The organism is Microcystis sp. M061S2 (assembly GCF_020245605.1).
In the GTDB taxonomy this organism is placed as follows: domain Bacteria; phylum Cyanobacteriota; class Cyanobacteriia; order Cyanobacteriales; family Microcystaceae; genus Microcystis.
This window is the reverse complement of sequence record NZ_JADBUP010000140.1, coordinates 1-19,115: the sequence shown is the minus strand read 5'-3', so window position 1 is coordinate 19,115 and position 19,115 is coordinate 1. Positions and strand designations below refer to the sequence as shown.

Annotated in this window: 12 protein-coding genes, 1 tRNA gene and 3 pseudogenes; 8 read left to right on the top strand and 8 right to left on the bottom strand. The window is 42.2% G+C overall.

Annotation, left to right across the window (positions count from 1 at the left end):
- Window positions 1-12 precede the first annotated feature (12 nt).
- From IM475_RS20695 to IM475_RS20685, 3 genes and pseudogenes are all read left to right on the top strand, one after another.
- A pseudogene (locus IM475_RS20695) lies at window positions 13-1,384 on the top strand (polysaccharide biosynthesis/export family protein).
- A gap of 358 nt (window positions 1,385-1,742) precedes the next feature.
- The gene (locus IM475_RS20690) at window positions 1,743-2,702 is read left to right on the top strand and encodes an aldo/keto reductase (RefSeq protein ID WP_287728961.1); all 960 of its coding nucleotides are present in this window, start codon (window positions 1,743-1,745) and stop codon (window positions 2,700-2,702) included.
- Window positions 2,703-2,812: 110 nt separating this feature from the next.
- Window positions 2,813-3,388, top strand: coding sequence for an Alr1449 family protein (locus IM475_RS20685; RefSeq protein ID WP_012266834.1), 576 nt, complete (start codon window positions 2,813-2,815; stop codon window positions 3,386-3,388).
- On the opposite strand, the gene IM475_RS20680 is transcribed toward IM475_RS20685, so the two are convergent.
- Window positions 3,371-5,014 carry a CocE/NonD family hydrolase gene (locus IM475_RS20680; protein ID WP_287728960.1) on the bottom strand — a complete coding sequence of 548 codons (1,644 nt, stop codon included), beginning with the start codon at window positions 5,012-5,014 and terminating at the stop codon, window positions 3,371-3,373. The genes IM475_RS20685 and IM475_RS20680 overlap by 18 nt on opposite strands.
- A 135-nt stretch (window positions 5,015-5,149) precedes the next feature.
- Between IM475_RS20680 and IM475_RS20675 the strand changes: the two genes are divergently transcribed.
- Window positions 5,150-6,844: an ABC-F family ATP-binding cassette domain-containing protein gene (locus IM475_RS20675; protein WP_287728959.1), complete on the top strand. Its 1,695-nt coding sequence runs from the start codon at window positions 5,150-5,152 to the stop codon at window positions 6,842-6,844.
- A gap of 49 nt (window positions 6,845-6,893) precedes the next feature.
- Window positions 6,894-7,349 carry a peroxiredoxin gene (locus IM475_RS20670; protein WP_287659364.1) on the top strand — a complete coding sequence of 152 codons (456 nt, stop codon included), beginning with the start codon at window positions 6,894-6,896 and terminating at the stop codon, window positions 7,347-7,349.
- 316 nt (window positions 7,350-7,665) lie between these two features.
- Here IM475_RS20670 and IM475_RS20665 read toward each other — a convergent pair whose 3' ends face one another.
- From IM475_RS20665 to IM475_RS20655, 3 genes and pseudogenes are all read right to left on the bottom strand, one after another.
- Entirely contained in the window at window positions 7,666-7,833 is a 168-nt protein-coding gene (locus IM475_RS20665; protein ID WP_287659363.1) for a hypothetical protein, read from the bottom strand.
- Between the two features lie 166 nt (window positions 7,834-7,999).
- Window positions 8,000-8,099: pseudogene (locus tag IM475_RS20660) on the bottom strand (transposase); the annotation flags it as partial.
- A gap of 313 nt (window positions 8,100-8,412) precedes the next feature.
- Window positions 8,413-8,541: a YlcI/YnfO family protein gene (locus tag IM475_RS20655; RefSeq protein ID WP_287657292.1), complete on the bottom strand. Its 129-nt coding sequence runs from the start codon at window positions 8,539-8,541 to the stop codon at window positions 8,413-8,415.
- Between the two features lie 578 nt (window positions 8,542-9,119).
- Here IM475_RS20655 and IM475_RS20650 point away from each other — a divergent pair.
- Complete coding sequence (locus tag IM475_RS20650) at window positions 9,120-9,608, top strand: hypothetical protein (RefSeq protein ID WP_287657294.1); 489 nt, start codon at window positions 9,120-9,122, stop codon at window positions 9,606-9,608.
- A 66-nt stretch (window positions 9,609-9,674) separates the two neighbouring features.
- On the opposite strand, the gene IM475_RS20645 is transcribed toward IM475_RS20650, so the two are convergent.
- Window positions 9,675-11,387, bottom strand: a complete 1,713-nt coding sequence (locus tag IM475_RS20645; RefSeq protein WP_287728958.1) for a putative glycosyltransferase family protein — start codon at window positions 11,385-11,387, stop codon at window positions 9,675-9,677.
- Between the two features lie 107 nt (window positions 11,388-11,494).
- Window positions 11,495-13,111, bottom strand: a complete 1,617-nt coding sequence (locus tag IM475_RS20640) for an ArnT family glycosyltransferase (RefSeq protein ID WP_287728957.1) — start codon at window positions 13,109-13,111, stop codon at window positions 11,495-11,497.
- Window positions 13,112-13,963: 852 nt separating this feature from the next.
- Here IM475_RS20640 and IM475_RS20635 point away from each other — a divergent pair.
- On the top strand, window positions 13,964-14,707 hold the full coding sequence (locus IM475_RS20635; protein WP_502845927.1) for a class I SAM-dependent methyltransferase: 744 nt from the start codon (window positions 13,964-13,966) through the stop codon (window positions 14,705-14,707).
- Window positions 14,708-14,721: 14 nt separating this feature from the next.
- Here the strand turns inward: IM475_RS20635 and IM475_RS20630 are convergent.
- Window positions 14,722-17,835: pseudogene (locus IM475_RS20630) on the bottom strand (hybrid sensor histidine kinase/response regulator).
- A gap of 106 nt (window positions 17,836-17,941) precedes the next feature.
- Between IM475_RS20630 and IM475_RS20625 the strand changes: the two are divergent.
- Window positions 17,942-18,604, top strand: coding sequence for a class I SAM-dependent methyltransferase (locus IM475_RS20625; RefSeq protein ID WP_287657300.1), 663 nt, complete (start codon window positions 17,942-17,944; stop codon window positions 18,602-18,604).
- Window positions 18,605-18,749: 145 nt separating this feature from the next.
- On the opposite strand, the gene IM475_RS20620 is transcribed toward IM475_RS20625, so the two are convergent.
- Window positions 18,750-18,836 (bottom strand) — tRNA-Ser (locus IM475_RS20620).
- Between the last annotated feature and the right edge of the window lie 279 nt (window positions 18,837-19,115).

Sequence of the window (19,115 nt, the reverse complement as noted above, 5' to 3'; positions counted from 1 at the left end):
CACTGATCGCCAATGTTAACCATAAAATTAATCCTATTGATCATGTTAAATAGCAACCAATTACAGGATTTAATCAGTAAATCCCTACGTTATCTGTTAATTATCGGCACTATTGCCCCTCTAACTTCCTTAGAGGCTCGCCCAGTCCAAGCCACTCCTCCGAGTAGTCCTGCACCCGCTAAAGAGGCGATTGCTCCTATCCCCGCAGAAAGCAAAGAGTACACCCTAGGAGAAGGGGATAAAGTGCGCGTCACCATCTACCAAGTGGCGGATTTAAGCGGCGATTTCCTTGTTTTAGCCGATGGAACCCTGACTTTACCTCTGATTGGTAGCGTCAAAGTGGAGGGAATGACCGTCACCGAAGCCGGCCAAACCTTGGCCAAACGTTACGCCACCTATCTCAAACGTCCCGTGGTTACTGTTAGCATTCTCACCCCCCGGCCTCTGCAAATCGCCATCGCGGGGGAAGTCAATCGTCCGGGTACCTATACAATTAACCCCGAACAAAGCCAAAAAACGCCCTTATTGACCGAAATAATCCGGCAAGCGGGGGGAGTGACTACGGTGGCCGATATTGGTCAAGTTCAAATCCGACGCAACCTCAAGGGACAATAACAGCTAATTCAAGCGAATCTCTGGCAATTAATCCAAAAAGGCGATACAACCCAAGATATTAGCCTTAGAGATGGCGATAGCATCGTTATTCCCACCAAAACGACCCTTAGCGTCGGGGAAGTCAATCAATTAGCCGATGCCAATTTTGGACTAGATAGCGATCGAGAAATTAATGTTACTGTGGTGGGAGAAGTTTATCGTCCGGGGTCCCATCGTATTGTCCCCACTGCCAACAATAATAATAACAATAATAATGACCTAGATCGCGGCGGTACCAGGAAACCGGCCCGACTAACCCAAGCTATCCAACAAGCGGGAGGCATCAAACCTCTCGCCGATATCCGACAGGTGCAGGTGCTGCGTTATACTCGTGACGGTTCCCAGCAGAAAATCCCCGTAGCTCTCTGGAGTTTGCTCGAAAAAGGTGATATGACCGGCGATATCTTTCTTCAAGAAGGGGATACGGTGATTATCCCCACCGCTACTGAAATCTCGTCCAAGGAATCAGAAACCCTAGCATCGGCTAGTTTTGCCCCTAAAACCATTAACGTGAAAGTGGTCGGGGAGGTGAAAAAACCGGGGACAATTGAAGTTCCTCCCAATACCCCCCTCAATCAGGCAATTTTAACCGCAGGAGACTTTGATAAGCGTCGGGCTAATCAGTCCACGTAGCAATCTGGCCTCTGCCACCGACACCCTCGGCACGGTTTTAAGTCCCTTTACCGGTCTGACAGGCTTTTTCAACGGATTTTTTAATCTTTTCCGTTAAAAAAGTTTACTTTAACCGGATGTCATTGGTTAAGTAATCGAGCTAATAATAGATATAGAACCGGCAAAAAGTCGTGAGCGGTCACGGCTTTTCTGCTCAAGAGACTCAGGAAAGAAAACTATGATTTTTCTCCTTACTCTAGCCCTAATCTCCCTGTCGATTAGCTACAATGTTCACGGCGAAATAATTAGCCTCAGTACCTGCTTATTAGGTCTTTTTTGTGGCTTATTAAGTTTGTTCTTTACACCCCTACTGGTAAAGGTTTTTATCCTTGTCACTTTAGTCCTCTTTAGCTGAGATTTTAAACCCTAAACTCGACTAAAACCCTAAGCATACTTAACCCATCAAAAAAACTGTTATGCAAAAACGCTATCTCGGTCAGACTAATATAGAAATTACCCCCCTTCTCGTGGGTACTTGGCAAGCAGGAAAAAAGATGTGGGCAGGTATTGAAGATGAGGAAAGTATTAGGGCTATTCGTGCCGCTTTTGAGGCAGGAATTACCACTATAGATACAGCCGAAATCTACGGGGAAGGTCACTCGGAATCGATTGTCGCTCAAGCTTTGGCCGATGTGCGAGAACAGGTAATTTATGCCACCAAAGTTTTTGCTAATCACCTTAAATATGAGCAAGTTATCGCAGCTTGTGATCACTCTTTAAAAAACCTCCAAACTGATTATATCGATCTTTATCAAATTCATTGGCCTAGTGGCTCATGGAACACGGAAATAGTGCCTATTTCTGAAACTATGGCCGCTCTTAATTATCTGAAAGCACAGGGAAAAATTCGCGCTATAGGGGTTTCCAATTTCTCCCGCTCTCAACTGGAAGAAGCTGGTCAATACGCCAGAATTGAGAGTATTCAACCTCCCTATTCTCTCTTTTGGCGCTCGGTAGAAAAGGAAATTATGCCCTATTGTATAGAGAATAATATTTCTATTCTGGCCTATTCTCCCCTTGCCCAAGGTTTATTAACAGGAAAATTTAGAAATGGTTATCAGTTGGCAGCGGAGGATCATAGAATTAAAAATAAACTCTTTCATGGCGAAAACTTTCAGAGGATACAAGCGGCTTTAAATCAATTAGAACCGATTGCTAACCGCTATAATTGTTCCCTAGCTCAATTATCTCTTGCTTGGTTAATTAAGCAACCCCAAACTAATGCAATTGCTGGGGTAAGAAATGCCGCTCAAGCAGTTAATAACGCTCAAGCAATGACAATTAATTTAACCCCAGAAGACCTAAAATTAATTGATAATATTGGTAAACAGGTAACTGATTTCTTAGATGATAATCCTGTGCTGTGGGATTTTTAAAAATTATGCAGCAGTTATCCTAAGGGTGAAGACAGAAGCTTTGGTTAATTCTCAGGAAAAAGCCTGTATAATGACAGCTATAGTCCGATTCTTATCGCAGGATTACACCTATGGCTAAATCGAAAAAACACAATCTGCAATGGATTAAAGAAACCCTCGACTTAAATCCAGATCATAACTGGAAATCTAGTCCGGGTAACAGTATTTTTGTAGCTGGTCGCGGTGCAGTTCGCTTTGAAGTTCCTCAAGATTGGCATTTTGAACCCGATGATAATTCCTTTCGTTTTTTAGATAGAAAACCCCCCGATGATGATTGTCGTTTAGAGGTTTCCTATAATTTACTTCCCCCCGGAGATTGGAAAGAATTACCCCTGAAAGGAATGGTCAAAAAATTAGCTCGTGAAGATAGCCGCAATCCTCACGAAATCGGCGAAGTTATCCAAGAAAAACGCCAAACTGCGCGCATTGTTTGGGTGCAAATTCAATTCATCGACCCCCAAGAAAATCGGCCAGCTTATTCGCGCATTGCCGTGGGCATTGGTTCTGGAGTTCAATGTTTAATTACTATGGATTATTGGGTCGATGATGCGGAAAAATTCACCCCCGTCTGGGATACGGTTATCTCCTCCCTGGTGTTAGGTTTATACATTCGCGATCCCCGCAGCGGTTTAGCTTTCCCCGACTAAAGGTAATAGCAATTTTGCAGGAAAATTTCCTTGACAAAAAACCTTAATTGTGATAATAGAAAAATTGATCGCCCGACTCGCGTGGGGATAGCTGCCCGTCCCCGCATTGACGGGATGTGCAGGAAAGCAAGAGGCACTGAGACTCAAACGCAAGCTATGACCTTGAGGAATAGTGATAAAAGTGGCCTGTAGGGCAATATTTAGGGGCGATTCGGGGTTATTTACCCGTTTATAACCCTGAGTGATATTAAAAACTCGACCATCGGGGGTAACTTGAGAAACCACCGCGCAGATATCGAAACTAACCGCATCTGCTTGACAATAACAATCCAGACGGGGACTACCCAAAATCGTTAAATCTTTCTCTAGGGGGGGAGAAGTGTAGGTAATCAGATCACTGCGACAGTCTAGCATGGTGCGGTCGAATATTCCCCCCGGTAGGGCGCTATGACCTCCTAAAGATGGCACTGGTCGCCAAGGATCGTGAACTATGGTATCTTCGATCGCAGGTTCTAACAAAATCGCGCTTAATTTCCCCTCATCCTCGCGCAGATTGGCTAAACCTTGACTAGCAAGATAATAAATTTGCTGATTTTCTCTGGGAAACTTCTCCAGATATCGCCATTGATTAGACCCCATTTGAAATAGATACATAGGAGGATTTTTTAATAACTCCGTTTCCTGACCTTTTAAGAAATAATCAAACCATTGCAGCTGCATTTTATCCACGGGACTAATTGCCTGTTGACCATAATCTATCTCTCCTACTTTTCTCCCCCAGGGTAGATGAGTCCAAGGACCAATAATTAGCCGTTGGGGATAGATAGAACGACTTTGCATTTCTTCGTATAAACTCAAAGTTCCCCGGAGATGAGGATCGAACCAACCCCCGATATGTAACATCGGTAAATCGATATTTTTTAAAAGGTGTTGCGGTGATAATTTTTGCCAATAGTCATCGGGAAGATAACGAGTAATCCAATCGTGATAAAAAGAATCGGCGGCCAAATCTTGTAGAATTTGGGGAGAGGCTGCAATAGGATCAAAAAGGGGTAAATTTCGGGAAGCTACCCAGAGTTTTTGATAGGCTGTTTCGTCGCCTTTTAATCTAGCTGTTTCCGCCGCTAATTGTATTGCCCAAGCGAGATTATATTGTAAATTAAATGCTTCGTTTTCATAGCCCCAATCTCGATATAAATCGTGAGCAATCATCGCCGGGCAAATAGTTTTTAAAGCAGCATGACCATTGGCAGCCGCGTATAATTGGGTCATTCCCTGATAGGAAAAACCATACATTCCCACCACACCCGTATTATTAGGAATAGTTAAAACCCATTCAATAGTTTCTAATCCGTCGCTAATTTCATGGGCAAATAAATTAAAATTTCCCGTCGAGTTTCCCCGTCCCCGGACATCCTGAATTACCACAATATAACCCTGATGTGCATACCAGCTAGGATGGGCATAAACCACCGTAGAAGCGATCATTTTTCCGTAGGGTTGTCGCATTAGTAAAATGGGCAAAGATTCCCTACTATCGGGACGATAAATATCGGCAGCTAAACTAATTCCATCTCTGGTGATCAAACTAGCAGTTTCTTTTTTTATGGGGTAGGGATTAAGCATTATTATCTCTTTCAAATAAAAAATAGTGTCAGGTGGCTCAATCGAGAAAACTTGACAAAGACCAGATAAAGCTTAACTAAATGTTACAATAAAGGCGGACTGCCTCACCGGCCTAGGACTGGAGAAAAATCAACGATGCTACGACTAGAGAGAATTAGTAAGATTTACCCGACGGGAGAAGTGTTAAAAGATGTCACTTGGGAAGTAAAAACTGGCGATCGCATCGGGTTGGTGGGAGTCAATGGGGCCGGAAAATCCACCCAACTGAAGATTATTATGGGGGAAGTGGAACCCACCGCCGGAGAGATCATCCGTCCTACCAGTCTCCATATCGGCTATCTTACCCAAGAATTTGAAGTGGATCCCCGTCGGACGGTACGCGAGGAATTTTGGACGGTGTTTCAAGAAGCGAATCAAGTCCACCATCAACTAATAGAAATTCCCCAGCACATGGAAAAAGCCGATCCCGAAGAATTAGATCGCTTAATTCATCAATTGGATCGCCTACAAAGACAATTTGAGGCATTAGATGGTTACGGATTAGAAGCACGCATCGAGAAAATTTTACCGGAAATGGGCTTTACTATTGATGACGGCGATCGCTTGGTAAGTTCCTTTAGTGGTGGTTGGCAAATGCGGATGAGTTTAGGCAAAATTCTCCTACAAACTCCCGATATTTTACTCCTCGATGAACCAACTAACCATTTAGACTTAGAAACCATTGAATGGTTAGAAAAATTCCTCAAGGATTTAACCACTCCCATGGTCATAGTTTCCCACGACCGGGAATTTCTCGATCGCCTCTGTACCAAAATTGTCGAAACTGAAAGGGGAGTTTCTACCACTTATTTAGGTAATTATTCTGCCTACCTACAGCAAAAATACGAACAACAATCCGCTCAGTTAAGTGCCTACGAACGTCAACAAAAAGAACTAGAAAAACAGCAGGCTTTCGTGGATAGATTCCGGGCCAGTGCCACCCGTAGCACCCAAGCAAAAAGCCGGGAAAAACAATTAGAAAAGGTGGAAAAAATTGAAGCACCAATCGCCGATGTGCGTACCTTAAAATTCCAGTTTCCTCCAGCAGTGCGTAGTGGTCGAGAAGTGGTAACTATCAAAAATCTTGTTCACATTTACGATGATAAAATTCTCTTTTTGGGAGCAAATCTGGAAATAGAAAGAGGCGATAGAGTCGCTTTTTTGGGACCAAATGGTGCAGGAAAATCCACGCTTTTACGTTTAATTGTTGGGTTAGAATCACCCACAGAAGGCTCGATTGAAATCGGTAAACATAACGTTATTCCTAGTTATTTTGAGCAGAACCAAGCGGAAGCTTTAGACCTAACTAAAACCGTTTTAAATACGATTCATGATGAAGTTCCCGATTGGAAAGATGTGGAAGTTCGCAGTCTTTTAGGGCGATTTTTATTCAGTGGGGAAACGGTATTAAAAAAAGTAGAATCCCTGAGTGGTGGCGAAAAAGCACGTCTTGCTTTAGCCAAAATGTTACTTGCTCCCGCTAACTTATTGATTCTCGATGAACCCACTAATCACCTCGATATTCCCGCCAAGGAAATGTTAGAATCGGCTTTAAAAGTTTATGAAGGCACGGTTTTAATTGTTTCCCATGATCGTTATTTTATCTCCCAGGTAGCTAACAAAATTGTCGAGATTCGGGATGGCGAATTAATTGTCTATGCCGGAGATTATCACTATTATCTAGAAAAACTAGACGAAGAAAAGCAAAAAGCCGAACAAAAACGCATTGAAGCTGAAAAATCGGCCAAAGCTGCCGCTAAACGGGCTAAACAAAAGGCCAAAAAAGGTTAGAATGTAAAGTATTACCCTATCCACGATTATCTATCAATTAATTAATCTTATGGCAGCTATAAAAGTAGGCGATCGAGTTCCCAATTTTTCTCTCCCTTCCCAAACAGGGGCAACGGTTAAGATCGGCGATTTAATCGGTAAAACATCCCTGGTAATTTATTTCTATCCCAAAGATGATACTCCGGGGTGTACCGCAGAATCCTGCGCTTTCCGCGATAGTTATGAAGTGTTTACCGATGCGGGTGCGGAAGTTATTGGGATTAGTGCCGATAGTCCCCAATCCCATCAACAATTTGCCCAAAAATATAATCTTCCCTTCACCCTTTTAAGTGATACCGATAACCGAGTGCGGAAATTATTCGGTGTTCCCTCTACCTTATTTGTCATCCCCGGACGAGTTACCTATATCATTGATAAAGAGGGAATCGTCAGACATATTTTTGATTCTATGTTAGATTTTAAAGCTCACGTTACCGAATCTTTAAACACGATTAAATCTTTTTAAGTTGATGATTATGAAAGAAATCCCGATCAGATAATTACTTGGGAAGAAATTAAAAACTCTATCCGATAATTGTGCTGATTCTGACTTAAAAATACGCCAATTCAAGTCTGAATTGGTCTTTCTCCTCTGGTTTTAGCTGAGAGCTTATTAACCTCAGTTCGGGATAAGCTAAAACCCTGATGCTACCGTAGCCTGAAACTCCTATTCTTTCGTGGAAGCTATGGCAAAATTCCCTTATCCCGAACTGACGTTTATTAGGTCAAAACCCATCTTAAAACAGAGGAGGAAAAACCACAGTTCTCAACTTAGTTGGGGTTTAACTAGGAGTATTTTTATGCCAAGTAAAATAAAAAGTTGCCCCTTCACCTGCTTGGGATTCTACCCAAATCCTTTCTCCTTGATTATCAAGAATTTTTATAATTTCCTTGATTAATTCTGTCAGATTTACCGTTTCTTCTGGTAGAGAACTTATAGCGGTTTTCACATGGATGAGGTAAGTACTGGTGACTGGGAAGTGTCAATAAAAGGGGAATTACAATAGCAACCATGTGTGAACCAGCCATGAATATCTTTAAGGGTAATTGCGCTTAAAGCACCACAAACTGCTTGCCTGAGTTCTGAATAGTTGCGAGGTTCCAATGTTTTCAAAATTTGCTTAATTTTAGACCAACAATTTTCAAGAGGAGAAAAATCAGGAGAATAAGGTGGAAGAAAAATTAAATGAGCGCCAGCGTTTTCAATCAATGGACGAATATATAGTGCTTTTGACGTTACTGAGGTATCGACAAGTTTTGCCAACAAGGGGTTTAAGCCCCTTGCCCATACCTCATTCTGATGAAAACTGCTATAGTAGCTATTTGGCCTAAGTAGGTCAAGACCCTTAAAAGAAGAAGTTATTCCAGATTTTGTCAGGAGACTGGACACTTATTTTTAATCGTGCTTCCCTGTTTTATATTAGTCGGGGTTTTATCCCGTCACTAAGCGCGAGGATATTCACCCCGACATTTGAGATAAATTATCGGAAATTTGGGTTGAAAACCCCGCCCCTTTTAGGGCTGCTTGATTACTGTTGATTTTTAATCCAATCCCTGACAACTTCGGCAGCAGAAATTTGTTTTTGTTGAGCATACCGTTTTAGTTTTTCTAGTTCTTCGTCAGAAAGTCTCACTTGTAAGATATTAGGTCTTGACATTGTGTTGTAAATAGACTACGGTATCGGCGGACTAAAAGCACCCTCCTTTAAGTTAAACCGCCCGTAAGCGGTATAAAAAACACACGGACGCTCATGCTAGTGGTTGGGCTTCCTTGCACAGAGGTGCGAATAACCTCTTAAAAAACCCATGGACTCTAACGAGTACCGAAAACTAGCACCCATAACCTTGAAAAATCAAACTGTAGGATAGGGCATACCCGCATAGTATAATCTACGCTTGGGGAGATAAGGCCGCTAGGGGTCTATTGCCACTGGCTCGATATTGGCATCTTTAGATGGGATATTGGGTCCTAGGGCTTCGGCCGTGAGCTCAGCCGAACGGTGAAGGTTACACTTCCTTTAGATTTTTAAGCCCTGTCGTTGAACCAAGAATCCCCGTCCGTTTTACGGCGGGGAGTGTCAACAATCAAATTACCAACACTTATAGGGTTTTGGGAAAGAAAGATGTATCTTAATATTAGAGAGGATTTTAAAAAAAGATTAAAAGTCTTCGAGAATACCCTAAACTTAAATCTTATCGTTTCCCCGAAGCTATTAACGGAAAGGAGTATCAGGTTATGACGGTGGAAAATCTAGAAACGAACGGGACTCAAACCCCAGCAACCACAGAAGAAAAGACCAGCACACGCGGTAAAGCTACTACGGCTAAAACCGCCAAAGATAAAGAAGTGGTCGCCCTTTCGGTGAAAAACAACGCTGAATCGGCTTCCAAAGCGTTAAAATTCTATCAACCTGAACATCGCTTACCCGAAAATCGTCCTGTTGGTACTAGCCATCTTCACTTCACGGAAGATGAAATGTTACCCGGAGGCCGTCCCGTGGAAGTTAGCCATCTGAAAATTGTTAGTACCTATTCTTCCGTCGGTGGATTGCGTCCTGTCGGCTCTAGCGGTATGGAAGTCAGTAGCACTCTAGCGATTTCTGGCAATCGTCCGATCGCTCTCAGTCATCTGCACATTAGCGAAACCTATACAGTCATGGGTAATCGTCCCGTTGCTTCCAATGAAATCGATGATCCCGAAACTTTAATGGGATTTTTGGATTAATTGTTTTGTTGATCAAGATAGATGTTTTCCCTGTCCCGGACGGGGAATTTATTTTTTTCCCTTTAGTTAAGCACGATATTGAGCAATTAGTTGGTATTTTCCCGGTTTTAATTGCAGAGTAAATAAGCCGTCCTGAGAGATTCCCTGACTGCTAATCATTCCTTTGGGATTAGTTTCAAAGTGCCAGCGACTAAAATAAGTAATTCCCAGATCAACCTGAGTATCTGAAACGATTTCGCAATCCCAAATACGATTATATAAAGAAGCTTTGACCATAGCTAATTGACCGTCACCATTGCGAACATAATGGTCTTGATAACCTTGAGCAGGAGAAACGGTATTACCTTGAAATTTCCAGAAAGGTGTTTTCTCACTGAGGGCAGCTGGAAGATAATCTACTACATCTGGAACAATTAAGAGACCAGCCGCTAGATTAAATCCTTTACCTCCGACTTTAATTGGTTCTACTGGTAAAAAATTTGCCGTTGCTATTCTTTGGGATTGATAAGATGGCTGTTTAATTCTGGCATTAATTAAGTTATTGAGTTGTTCTTTGGCCAGGGAATCTTGGTAAACAGGAGTTAGGACACTTGATAATAAAAGGTAATGGGGAATAGACAAACTAGCAATGACTAACAAGCTGACTAAAAGGCGTTTTTTGAACTGTTTAAAATTCACAGAAATAGAGAGAATTGCCAAAGTAGAAACTAGGCCCGCTGCCACGGCAATAAAGCGAAAGGGAAACTGGATTTTTTGCAAGGGAAAAATGATTTTGTAGAGTGGTAAAGAAAGAGGTGAAATCATCAATATACTCAGGCCCGATAAAACTATGAGAGCAACCGGATCAAAATCAAATTTTTCTAACTTGTTTCTTCTCTGCCAAACTGATCGAATACTTAAGATATAGATAATTAGATAGATGCTGAAAATGAGACTAATTATAAAAGTATGTCGATTTTGATAAAAGTTATTACCAAAAGCCACCCAATCACCCAGGGAAGTTCCTATCGGTTGACGAATTTCCTTTAAATTAAAAACCGCAGGAATTAGGTAAGGAAAAGAAACAATTATGCCGATGATAAAAAAGAGAATCCGCCAGCAAAAATCTCGAAAATTTCTATTTTTAAACAGGATAATTAGCGAATAAATACCAAACAGAAAAAATATAATAATCAGACTAGGTAGATGAGCTAGTGCTATCAAAGAAGTTGTGATTGTTAGCGCTAAACCATTGGCGAAAGTAATTACATTCGATATTTTTAAAAGAGCGACAATAAAAAAAGGCATTAAAGCAATGGCTAAACATTCTGCTAATGCTCCGCGCCAAAATAAACAGTAAAATAGGTAAGGATTAATTGCTAAAATAATAATTAGTTGATAGTAAACTATGCTCTTTTTTTTGAATAAATACATTGCTAGAGTTGAGGCACTAATTATATTGATGAGTAAAATAGTTAGCACCGTAAATCTTAGAGCAACAACTGGATAAAATCCGAGCAAATGATAGGGAAAAGCTACATATCTTAAAAGAGGAGGATAGAATAAAAATGCAGCATTTCCGTAGCCTCCATAGCCTTGAGCATACCATTTTGGGAATAAATCTCCAGACTTAACTTGCTCTGCCCAAAAACTATTCCAAAATAAATGAACAAGACCATCATTTGTTCTTTCTGGAGCGAATAAGAAAGCTAACCAAGTGCTACCTATAATCAAAAACACCAGAAGGGCGAAACTAAGTTGTTTTCTATGTAATCGAGCAAGACTAACAAGTATATTCATGATCAGGCAGGCAGAAGATTTTAAAATTTTTCCTCATTATCTAATCCTGTATTTTAGCAATCTCAAGCTACAGAATTAAATAAAGTATTATCTATAAAATAGATTTTTTACTTATTTATTTCAGGAAATTTCTTAGGATAAATTTTAGCATAAACTAGACTAGCTTTTTCGGATAATACTTGAATTTTATAGTCGGAAGATAAATTCTCAAAATCTTCTTTACTCATAATAATTTCATGATTTTTATCGCTATTGACGGCAGTTTTAAGTTCTTCGGCACTCCTCACCCACCAAATCGGTCTATTACTATAAAATAAGGCACTGGGATGATTAAGATCAGCAGATAACTTAGCAATTATTAAGGGATTTTTCTTATTAAAATCCTCTTGCTCTGCCACTTGTGCTAAGGCAGATAGGGGGGTTACTCTTGCAGTATAAAGTCCTCTAACTTCTCTGATTCCAGAAAAGACAAAAACTGCAAATAGTAAAATAGTCGCCGACCTAGGAGTAAGCCTTTTCAGTAAAATGAGAACGAGTAGAGTTGCTACGATCACAAAACAGAAAACTGCTACTATCTGTTTAACTGAAGGACTGATAATACCAACAATTTTTAGCGGCGTTAAAGGGAAAATAACTAAAGCTACAGTTGCGATACTAATCAATATCCACGAACGAGCAGTAGAAGAAGCTTGTGCCTTTTGAAATAAATAACCGATAAAAATTGCAAAAATCGGATAAAGGGGAAGAATATACCAGCTTAATTTGGTTGATACCAAACTATATAGACCAAAAACCACCAGAAAGAAAACCATTAGAATTCTCGACGAGCTATGGGGTTTTAAAGTATCTTTTGCGCTGACGATAAATGCAAAAGGAATTAGATAAACCCAAGGAAAAAAGAATCGAATAACTGTTCGGAAATATGAGAGAAAGTCTCCACTGTTTCCCTCAAGGGGGCGGGTTGCCCGTTCAATCACATGATAACCTAAGTATTTCCCCAAAAAAGCCTGTCCATGCTGTAGTAGCACTGTTAAATGCCAGGGAAGAATTATCAAGGTAGCCAAGACAATACTTAGCCAAAAATGTTTCGATTTAAAAGTAGTTAATAACTGCCTTTCAATTAATAGCGTTATCATAATGGCAGCTGGTGCAACAATGGCAGCAAAACCTTTAACCATAAAAGCTAAGGCACAAGCAGTACCAATAAAATACCACCATTTTTGATTGCCTTGGCGAAGATGAAGATAACCGTAAAGTGATAGAAATAGAAAGAATGTCAGCATCATATCGGTGGTACCAAACCGAGCAGAATTGACAAATTGATAACTTGCCAACAAAATCAACGAGGCAAAAACTCCTGCCCAATATCCATAAACTTTTTTACCAATCAAATAGATAATAGCAATTAAGGCGACTCCTGATAAAGCCGAAGCCGCTCTTGCCCAAAATTCGTCAACCCCAAATAATTGAAAAAAAGCAGCGGTTGACCACATAAATAGGGGGGGTTTATGAAACCAAGGCACATATCCGTAATGTAGAGTTATCCAGTCACCATTTTCTACAATCTCTTTAGAAATTTGTGCATATATGGCTTCATCCCAATCTTCTAAACTCCTCTGTCCTAATTTCCAGAGCAGGACGATTGCCGATAGGGAAAATAGTAACCAGAGAGTAGTATCTTTAAATTTCGATATAATGACTTGGATTGGCTCAGTTTTTGGCATGGAATTAAACAGACTAATTATTGTATTGAAGGATGGTAAATGATAACAGTTTTTTCCAGTTTACCGATTTTTCTCTTGATTCATTGCGGTTATTTATTTGATTATTTTCTTTCTGGTTTTAGGATAGTAGGTCAAGATGGCTTCCTCAAGACAAAAGATTTTTGTGAGGTTAAAATGTTTAAAAAATACAAAATCACTTCCACCAAGATTGCTCATCTAAGATGCCCATAAATTTCAGGTTAATCGGCGATGTTTTCTGGAAATCCGAGAAGATTGCTTACACTAGGATAATCCTTGATATAAGCCGTCCCCTAGCTGGGAGAAAACCACGAACATTTTACCAAGATGTTATCAAAAACTACCAGAATTGTAAAGTAAATTGACAAGCAGTGGCGACAACAAGCAAAAACCCTCACCCTGATTAGAGCGTTTCTCATAAAGATGAAGTATGACGGTATTTGGCATCATCTCTGGACGAACAGCTACTGTTCCGCAGTTCTGCCGTTCCCTAAAACCAGAGACTTCGTACCTCACTATTAAGATAACTGTCAAGATAATCAAAAGAGGATAGACTGGTTGGGAAAAACGGTTTTTATCCTTGCTCGTAAGTGCCAGTTAACCATCATCTCTTGCTGAATCGGGTGACGAAGACCTTTAATCGATACGCATATGCGATTTATTATAGATTGATTATAACGGTTTTCAGTCTAATGAGGTATAGTAAATACTTTGATAGATAGAGGTTTCAATCGGGACTCACTTCTGGGAAAACCGCTATAGGTGTTTCTGTTAAGATGTCTTGGTACAATGATCTGCAGCTAATTTCAATGATACGCCACTGGGTTTCTCATGATGATCAAAAGAACTATTATTATCGTCACCTGCCTAATACTGCTTTGCTGTAGTTTCGGATTATTAAATTTTACCTACGATGCTTCAGTTTTAGTGCCAGAGGAATATTATCAGATTCGATCGCTTCATAGTCGCGATGGTATCGGTAAATTTTATCTAGGACGGGAAATCGCTAAAGTCATGGGACACCAAGAAATGTTATGGTTAGAACGTCCTAGTCGCCGTTTCACAGAAAAACCCGATGATCTGATCACGGCACTAGATTTAAAACCCACAGATATAGTAGCAGATATCGGCGCGGGGACAGGTTATTTTAGTTTTCCTATGGCGAATTTAGTAGAACAAGTTTTCGCTGTCGATGTGCAACCGGAAATGCTAGGGGCAATTGATTTTTTAGCCGAGGAAAATCAAGTTAAGAATGTCACCACAATTCTCGCCACAGAAACCGATCCTAAATTGCCTATAAATGCGCTCGATTTAGCTTTAATGGTCGATGCTTATCACGAGTTTTCCTGTCCCCGCGAGATGATGGAAAATCTGGTCAAATCCTTAAAACCCGATGGTAGGGTGGTATTAGTAGAATACCGTCGTGAAAATCCTCTGATTCCCATCAAGTCCCTTCATAAAATGACCCGCAGACAGGTAGAAAAAGAAATGGCCGCTGTCGGTTTACTGCCAGAAGAAATCATCGAGACTTTGCCCCAACAACATTTAATGATTTTCCAGAAACCCAATTCAAATTAGCAAGTTAACCTCAGCTAATCCGCGGGACTTTCTTTTTGGATTAATACTTCACCAGCGATTAAACGTTGGGCTGCCGACAGTAAAACATCCTCAATATAGGCCTTGACAAAATAACCTTTTGCTCCTTTAGCGGCGGCGAGATGCTGCATTTTTCGCGCCCCGCGCGAGGTAATCATTGCCACTGGTATCCCCTGAAGTTGTTCATCCTCTTGCAGACGAGAGAGCAATTCTAACCCATTCAGGCGAAGCATTTCGATATCGCCGAGAATCAGATCACAAGCTAATCTGTCCCGTAATTTTTCCCATGCTTCTAAACCGTCCCGGGCCTGTTCGATGCGATAACCAGCTTTAACCAAAGAAACCGCTAACATTTCCCGCACCATTACCGAATCATCGACAATCAAGATCAGAGGACTCGATTATGTCCAAAAATTAGGGTGATTACTATCAATTAATGTTGTATCGGAGGATGAAAGCTGATTAGGAGTCACTTTAATACTATTAGCTAGTAATACTTCTCCTGCAATCATTCTTTCGGCTGCCCAGAGTAAATCTCTTTCCGTGTAGGGTTTGGTAAAATAACCACTAGCCCCTAATTTCGCCGCCACCTGACGATGACGTTCAGATCCGCGGGAAGTCAACAAAGCCACGGGAATCGCCGCTAATCGGGGGTCTTTTTGCAAATTAGACAGTAATTCCAGGCCATTCATGCGGGGCATTTCGATATCGCAGAAAACGATATCACAGGGCAAACCGCCGCGTAATTTTTCCCAAGCTTCTTGACCATCCCGGGCCTGTTCCACACGATAACCAGCTTTAATAAAGCTTAAAGAGAGCAATTCCCGAACCGTAATCGAATCATCGACAATCAGAACCATAGCCTCGGATTTTTGGCTAGTTTCCACCTCTACAGGGGAGGCAGATTGGCGCCAAAGACCACCGTTATCGATACGCAGACGACCCCTGGCGATGTCGATTAACTCTAACACATCGCCGACGGGCATCACCGTACCATCCCCTAAAACCGTCGCCCCAGCAATCCCAGCCGTTTTCGGAATCGGTCCTTCGATCTGTTTGATGACGATTTCCAGTTCACCGATCACTTTATCCACCTGTACCGCGAGGAGATGATTACCACCGCGCAGGATCACGATCGAAAAAGAGTCTTCCTCCGGCTTGCCAGTGTAAAAACTACCGCGACTAAGTTGTCGATTGTAGGAAAGCAACTCGCTCAGGGGTTGGAAAGGTAGTAAAGTATTTTGCCAGAAAACGCAGGGCCGTCCCTGCCCATCTATTTGGATATCCCTGGCCCGGAAATCCTTCATATCTTCCACTCCGTCCATGGAGAAACCGATGCGCGCATGATTACTAACACAACAGAGGGCCTTACAGATACTCAGGGTTAGGGGTAAACGGATCGTAAAAGTGCTTCCTTTGCCCAGTACCGAGTCAATAGTAACGGTCCCGCGCACATCGATTAAACTGGTTCGCACCACATCTAAACCCACCCCACGACCGGCAAAATCATCGGCCTGATCTTTGGTACTAAAACCGGGATGAAAAAGAATTTCATAGACTTCTTGGGGACTGAGGTTTTGAGCTTCCCTATCGCTGATCAGGCCTTTCTCGATCGCCTTAAGTTTAACCCGATTAGCATCAATACCAGCCCCATCATCACTAACGGTGATCACGGTTTGATTCCCCTGTAGGAATGCCCGGACAGAGATCGTACCGAGGGCGGGTTTGCCTTTGGCCATGCGTTCTTGGGGTGATTCAATGCCGTGGGTGATCGCATTGTTGACCAGATGGATCATGGGACTATTGAGATGTTCAAGGATCATCTGATCGATGAGAACACCCCCCCCTTCCACTTTTAATTTGGCTTGTTTGTGCAGTTTCAGGGAAATATCGTGAATTGCCCGGGGTAGATGATCGGCAGTTTGACTAAAGGGAACCATGCGCGATTTGGTCATCCCTTCCTGTAGTTGGGTGGTAGCCTGTCGCAGACTGCGCGTCACCTGATCGGTTTCATCGACGACATATTGAATATCAGAGGCCGATTCTCGCACTCGCACGATCAATTCGATCATCTCTTGGGATAATAAGTGGAAATCGGTAAAACGGTCGATCTCTAGGGCATCTAGTTGCCCGGTCATAGCCGAATTGCCCTGATTTTCTCCCTTAACTCTACCGTAACCGATGGCACCGCCAGCATTGCCACTAGCCAGTAAAGCCCCTTCTAGGAGGCTTCTTTCATAGAGATCCTGCATCCGACTGCCCACATCGCTGAGATTTTGGACTTGGTTAAGCAAATTATCTAAAAAGAGACGCAGGCGATCCTGTTCCTGTTCAAGGCGATTGCGTTTAACCACCAGTTCCCCGATCAGATTGCTGAGGTTATCCAATTGTTTGATCGGTACCCGCGTCGTCTGTTCAAAAGCTTTACCGACAAGGGGACGCAGGTTATTTAACCCGACCGGTGGACTGAAACTGGCCGCCGGATTTGCTGCCATCACCTGATTGGTTTCTTCGAGGAGTTTTTCTAAATCCTTGAATTCATCCTCTGGGGAGCTTTCTGGGACAATTTCCAGTGATTCTAACCCTTGGAGAGATTCCACCGCGGCCAGCGGCTCCCCTGCTGTGGATTCCCAGAGGATGACCTCTAGGGATTCAAAGATGTCTGGCAGTGGCGATTGCGCCGGTGGAGTGGGTTGTTCCAGAAAAGCTTCTAAGTCTTCGAGGCTGTCGTAAAAATTCGGGTTGCTGATGGTTATAATTGCTTCTGAGTCCCGAACCGCTGCATTTTCTAGCAGCAGCGATTCCAGATCATCCCAATCTTCGGCTTCTGACTTGGCAGCAGTCCCACGGGTAGAATGAAGATCATTAGTGGCGGCTTCTTCCCAATTGATGCTATCGCCAAAAAGTTCCTCTAATTCCTGTTCTAAGGGCAAGAAAGACAGGTTTTGGTCAAGAGAAGCCCCATACCTCGCCGCTGGAGGGGAAATCTGCTCAAATAAAAAGCTGAGTTCGTCTAGAGCCTCGTCACCGTCGGTGTCTTTGTCTTCTAAACTCTCTAACAACTGTTCGAGATCTTCGTTAAAGAAATGCTCCGAGTCGGGTTTCATCATGATTTGCTTCCTGCCAAGTCTTCCTTTTTGGTCAACCAATGCACTCTCTCTGGCTTCAGATTACCCAGAATTTTACCCGATCAACCCATTCACTAGGAATTTTTTTATGGCTAATCAAACTCTTGGACTTGATCGACAATTTTATTCCTATTATCAATCTATCTGTCTGCGAGAACCCCCGATTTTAGCTCAGTTACGTCAAGAAACTGCCTCTCAACCCCTGGCAGTCATGCAGATTGCCCCCGAACAAGGTCAGTTTATGGCTTTTTTAGTACAGGCGATCGGGGCGAAAAAAACCCTAGAAATAGGGGTTTTTACCGGTTATAGTTCTCTAGTGGTGGCCTTAGCTTTACCCCCCCAAGGCCAGCTGATCGCCTGTGATCTAAGCGAAGAATATACCAGTATAGCCCGCCGTTATTGGCAGCAGGCCGGTGTCGCCGATAAAATCGATTTAAGAATTGCCCCGGCCCTGGAGACTTTAGATCAATTAATCGCCGGGGGAGAAAGTAATAGTTTTGATTTTGTCTTTATCGATGCCGATAAAAGTAATTATGATCGCTACTACGAACAGGCGTTACAATTGGTCAGAAGGGGCGGAATTATCGCTATCGATAATGTTTTTTGGTCAGGACGAGTAGCGGCGGCCGATAGCACCGATAATCGCACCAAAATTATCCGTTCACTTAATGCCAAAATTCAGCAGGATGAACGGGTAAATATCAGTATTATTCCTATTGGTGATGGTTTGACCCTGGCCATGAAAAAGTAAAGAAGTTAAGGAGATTAGAAAAGCTTTTACTCTTCACAATCAGGGTCGATTTTTGTTGTCTAAATCTAGTCACCAGTCGGAAACCACCCACAGTAACGCTATATCTCTTAAGACCGTTAACGACAGCACTAAGTTATCAGTTCAACGGAGAGGGTGGGATTTGAACCCACGTTAGGTGTGACCCTAAAGCAGATTTCGAGTCTGCCGCATTCAACCACTCTGCCACCTCTCCACAGGGTTTGCGTCTGGATTATCATTTTAACAGATTACTTGTCCTAGGATTGATTTTTTTTGGTAGACCTCTGGCATAATTGATTTTTGAGGGTTTAAAAACGGCAAAAATAAGGATTAAGTGGCATAAAATCGCTAAATAGGGTTTGCTGAAAAAGTACGGGCGAAGCATTCGGATAGAAAATCTACGGTTTCACCGATAAGTTATTGTCCGAATGCTTCGCCCCTACAGGACGCGGAACCATGAAGACGCAAGGTTTTGAAGCACGATTCTCTCAGA